General features: G+C 70.7%; 6 protein-coding genes. 5 read left to right on the forward strand and 1 reads right to left on the reverse strand.

Features of this window, described 5'->3' with window-relative positions; all coding sequences use genetic code 11:
* The 4 genes from ACWGH4_RS31750 to ACWGH4_RS31765 all read left to right on the forward strand — a co-directional run.
* Window positions 1–596: TraR/DksA C4-type zinc finger protein (locus tag ACWGH4_RS31750; protein ID WP_453466975.1), on the forward strand; the 596-nt coding region annotated here is incomplete at its 5' end.
* Window positions 597–656: 60 nt separating this feature from the next.
* The gene (lspA, locus tag ACWGH4_RS31755; RefSeq protein WP_005318716.1) at window positions 657–1,217 is read left to right on the forward strand and encodes a signal peptidase II; all 561 of its coding nucleotides are present in this window, start codon (window positions 657–659) and stop codon (window positions 1,215–1,217) included.
* 17 nt (window positions 1,218–1,234) lie between these two features.
* Window positions 1,235–2,176: an RluA family pseudouridine synthase gene (locus tag ACWGH4_RS31760; protein ID WP_441264312.1), complete on the forward strand. Its 942-nt coding sequence runs from the start codon at window positions 1,235–1,237 to the stop codon at window positions 2,174–2,176.
* Window positions 2,173–2,646, forward strand: a complete 474-nt coding sequence (locus tag ACWGH4_RS31765) for a GNAT family N-acetyltransferase (RefSeq protein WP_453466978.1) — start codon at window positions 2,173–2,175, stop codon at window positions 2,644–2,646. The genes ACWGH4_RS31760 and ACWGH4_RS31765 overlap by 4 nt, the downstream gene beginning before the upstream one ends.
* Window positions 2,647–2,724: 78 nt before the next feature.
* Here the strand turns inward: ACWGH4_RS31765 and ACWGH4_RS31770 are convergent, their stop codons facing one another.
* Window positions 2,725–3,879, reverse strand: coding sequence for a mechanosensitive ion channel family protein (locus ACWGH4_RS31770; RefSeq protein ID WP_453466980.1), 1,155 nt, complete (start codon window positions 3,877–3,879; stop codon window positions 2,725–2,727).
* A gap of 46 nt (window positions 3,880–3,925) precedes the next feature.
* Here ACWGH4_RS31770 and ACWGH4_RS31775 point away from each other — a divergent pair, with 46 nt between their 5' ends.
* Window positions 3,926–4,495, forward strand: a complete 570-nt coding sequence (locus tag ACWGH4_RS31775; RefSeq protein WP_453466982.1) for a dienelactone hydrolase family protein — start codon at window positions 3,926–3,928, stop codon at window positions 4,493–4,495.
* Window positions 4,496–4,566 lie beyond the last annotated feature (71 nt).

The raw sequence follows: 4,566 nt of genomic DNA on the forward strand, positions 1-4,566 counted from the left end.
CCGTACCGGTGACCACGGAGGTCGCCGACCGGGCGACCTCCGCGAATCAGGCCGCGCCCGCGGCCGAGGGGGCGGCCGAGGCCGCGAAGCAGACAGGAGCCAGGACGGTGGCAGCGAAGAAGACCGCGGGTAGGGCATCAGGCGCAGGCGGGAGCGCGGTGGCGGTTCCCACGGTCCGGCCGGCGGCCGCGACACCGCCGGGCGAGCTGGCGGTGCGGCCAGGAGAGGATCCGTGGACCCAGGAGGAAGTGGACGAGGCACGGGCCGAGCTCGAGGGCGAGGCGGCGCGGCTGAACGCGGAGATCACGTCCTCGGAGGCGGCGCTCGCAGGGCTGATGCGGGACTCCGGCGACGGCGCCGGAGACGACGAGGCCGACACCGGCGCGAAGAACATCACGCGCGAGCACGAGATGGCGCTCGCCGCCAACGGACGCGAGATGCTCGAGCAGACGGAGCGCGCCCTGCAGCGGCTCGACACCGGTACGTACGGTCTGTGCGAGAGCTGCGGCAAGCCGATCGGCAAGGCCCGTATGCAGGCGTTCCCGCGGGCGACCCTGTGCGTCGAGTGCAAGCAGAAGCAGGAACGCAGAGGCTGACCGCGCGGAGGTGTGCCGTACCCTCGTCCTCAGTCAGGAACCTAGGGTTGAGGGACTTACGTGGCAGAGGCGGAGCGCATCATCGGTACGCCAGATGTTGACGACGAGGCTGCGGCGTCCGCCGAGCCGCCGAAGGGCAAGCGCAAGATCGCCGTGCTGTTCGCGGTGGCGCTCGTCGCCTATCTGCTCGACCTCGGCAGCAAGCTGCTCGTGGTGGCCAAGCTGGAGCACCACGAGCCGATCGAGATCATCGGCGACTGGCTGAAGTTCGAGGCGGTACGGAACCCGGGCGCCGCGTTCGGCATGGGTGAGGCCTTCACCATCATCTTCACCTGCATCGCGGCGACCGTGATCGTCGTGATCGTGCGGCTGGCGCGCAAGCTCTACAGCGGTCCCTGGGCGGTCGCCCTCGGTCTGCTGCTGGGCGGGGCGCTCGGCAATCTGACGGACCGGATCTTCCGTTCGCCCGGCGTCTTCGAGGGCGCGGTCGTGGACTTCATCGCGCCCGCGCACTTCGCCGTCTTCAACCTCGCGGACTCCGCGATCGTGTGCGGCGGTGTTCTCATCGTGCTGCTGTCGTTCAAGGGCCTGGACCCCGACGGGACAGTCCACAAGGACTGACAAGGCATACTCGACGGGTGAGTACGATTCCCGAGATCCGCACCCTGCCCGTACCCGACGGCCTGGAGGGTGAGCGTGTGGACGCCGCCATCTCCCGGATGTTCGGGTTCTCCCGTACGAAGGCCGCTGAGCTGGCCGCTGCCGGGAAGGTGCAGGTGGACGGCTCGGTCGTCGGCAAGTCCGAGCGCGTGCACGGCGGCGCCTGGCTCGAGGTGGAGATGCCGCAGGCCCCCGCACCCGTGCAGATCGTCGCGGAGCCCGTCGAGGGCATGGAGATCGTGCACGACGACGACGACATCGTCGTGATCGTCAAGCCGGTCGGCGTGGCCGCGCATCCCAGCCCCGGCTGGACCGGCACCACTGTCATCGGCGGTCTCGCGGCCGCCGGTTACCGCATCTCCACGTCGGGCGCCTCCGAGCGCCAGGGCATCGTGCACCGTCTCGACGTCGGCACGTCCGGCCTGATGGTCGTCGCCAAGTCGGAGCGCGCGTACACGCTGCTGAAGCAGCAGTTCCGGGAGCGGGTCGTCGACAAGCGCTACCACGCGCTGGTGCAGGGCCACCCGGACCCGCTGAGCGGCACCATCGACGCCCCCATCGGCCGGCACCCCACCCTCGACTACAAGTGGGCGGTCACGGCGGAGGGCAAGCCCTCGGTGACGCACTACGACCTGATCGAGGCCTTCCGCGCGGCCTCGCTGCTGGACATCAAGCTGGAGACCGGCCGTACCCACCAGATCCGGGTGCACATGGCCGCGCACCGCCATCCCTGCGTGGGCGACCTGACGTACGGCGCCGACCCCACGATGGCGAAGCGGCTCGGTCTGACCCGGCAGTGGCTGCACGCCGTGCGACTCGGCTTCGAGCACCCGTCGGACGGGCAGTGGGTGGAGTACGAGAGCACCTACCCGGCCGATCTCCAGCTGGCGCTGGACCGGATCGAGGCGGAGAGCGCGTGACGGTGTACAGCGTGCGGGTGGCGGTGGGCCCGGCCGACCGCGAGGCGTGCTTCGCCGTCCGCAAGGAGGTCTTCGTCGCCGAGCAGCAGGTGCCGGAGGAGATCGAGTACGACGCGTACGACGCCGAGGACGCGGACACCATCCATGTCCTGGCGGTGGCCGAGGACGGCCGCCCGCTCGGTACCGGTCGGCTGCTGCACGGCGCCTCCGCGCTCAAGAAGACCGGCGGCGATCTCACGGTCGGATCGCTCGGCAGGCTCGCCGTCAGCAAGGCGGCGCGCGGCCTCGGCGTGGGCGTGGCACTCGTGCGCGCCATAGAGGAGGCGGCCCGGACGCGTGGACTCGCGGCCGTGGACCTGCACGCGCAGACCCATGCGCTCGGTTTCTACGAGCGGCTCGGGTACGCGGCCTACGGCTCCGAGTTCCTGGACGCCGGCATTCCGCACCTGGCGATGCGGCGGGCCCTCTAGGGCCTGCCCGGCTCGCGACCGGACAGCCCCCGCGGTGCTCCGGGCGGGCCCCGCCGGTGCTCCGACGCCCCGGAGCCGTCAGCCGCGGCCCGTGCGGGGGACCTCTTCGTTCGTGGGCGTGTAGTCCCCCGCGTTGTTGCTGTGGATCTCTTCCTCCCGCGGGGGAGCGGCCTGCCGCGGCCACTGGCCGCCCGGGCGCAGGGAGGCTGCGGCCGTGGCGATCCGGGGCAGGGCGTACGGATGCTTCTCGCACAGCCAGGCGATCATCTGCTCCCGGACCGTGCAACGGGCCGTCCAGATGTCGTCGGCGTCCTTCGCGGTCACGACCGCACGGACCTCGATCGTGCTGGGTGTGGTGTCCGTCACGGCCAGGCTCCAGTCCCTTCCGTCCCAGGCCTTGCAGCCGGCGAGGATCTCCTGGAGCTTCTCGCGCATCAGGGCGACCGGTGCCGAGTGGTCCAACTGGAAGTAGACCGTCCCGGTCATCTGGGCCCCGCCGCGCGACCAGTTCTCGAACGGCTTGCTCGTGAAGTACGACACCGGCATGGTGATGCGGCGCTCGTCCCACGTCCGTACGGCGAGGAACGTGAGGGTGACCTCTTCCACGACGCCCCATTCGCCGTCCACCACCACCGTGTCGCCGATGCGGACCATGTCGCCGAAGGCGATCTGGAAGCCGGCGAAGAGATTGCCCAGGGTGGACTGGGCCGCGACACCGGCGACGATGCCGATGATGCCCGCGGACGCCAGCATCGAGGCGCCGAACTTCTCCATGCCCGGGAACGTCAGCAGCATCGCGGCAACGGCGACCACGGCGACGACGGCCGTGACGATCCTCATGATCAGCGTGATCTGGGTCCGTACCCGGCGGACCCGGGCCGGGTCGCGGGTGGAGGACGCGTAACGGGTGTACGAGGACTCCACGGCGGCGGACACCATGCGGGTCACCAGCCAGGCGCTCGCGCCGATCAGGACCAGTGAGAGCACATGACCGATGACCGCCTCGTGGCGCTCGACGAGCGACCAGCGGGTCTCCCGGTAAGCACCCCTCAACAGGGCCCCGAGGACCACCACCTGGAGCGGCAGCCGACAGCGGCGCAGCATGTCCCACAGGGGGGTCTCGGGATGGCGGTCGTCGATCCGGCGCAGCACGCGGTCGACGGCCCAGCCGAGCGCGAGGGTGAGCAGGACCGCTCCGCCGATGACGGCCGCCGGGCGCAATATGTTCTCCATGTCTCCGTAACTCCGTGCCGGTGAAGGCGGCTGGCAGGATGGCCGGATGAACGTCATCCTTTTCCATTCGACCTTCGGTCTGCGCCCCGCGGTGCACGCGGCCGCGGACCGGCTGCGTGCCGCAGGGCACGAGGTGCGCGTGCCCGACCTGTTCGAGGGGCAAACCGCCGGGACCGTCGAGGAAGGCAGAGATCTCAGGGAGAAGATCGGCACGGACGAGCTCCTGCGGCGGGCGATCCACGCCGCCGCGCCCTATTCCGACCAGGGGCTGGTCTATGCCGGGTTCTCGCTCGGCGGGGCGCTCGCGCAGAATCTGGCGCTCGGAGACGAGAAGGCGCGCGGGCTGCTGCTTCTGCATGGCACGTCCGACATCGCGGAGGGCGCGAGTGTGGACGGCCTGCCGGTGCAACTGCACGTCGCGGACCCGGATCCGTTCGAGCCGCACGACTGGCTGAACACCTGGTACCTCCAGATGCAGCGGGCCGGGGCGGACGTGGAGGTGCACCGTTATCCGGGGGCCGGGCATCTGTTCACCGACCCCGATCTGCCCGACTACGACGAGACTTCGGCGGAGCAGACCTGGCGGACGGCCCTGGGGTTCCTGGAGACGCTCTGAGCGGCGGGTGGGCACGGCGGTCCACCCGGTGTGTGACGTCGCACACGGCGGTCCGCCCGGCGCGCACAGGG

The sequence above is a fragment of the Streptomyces sp. NPDC054847 genome (assembly GCF_053610925.1).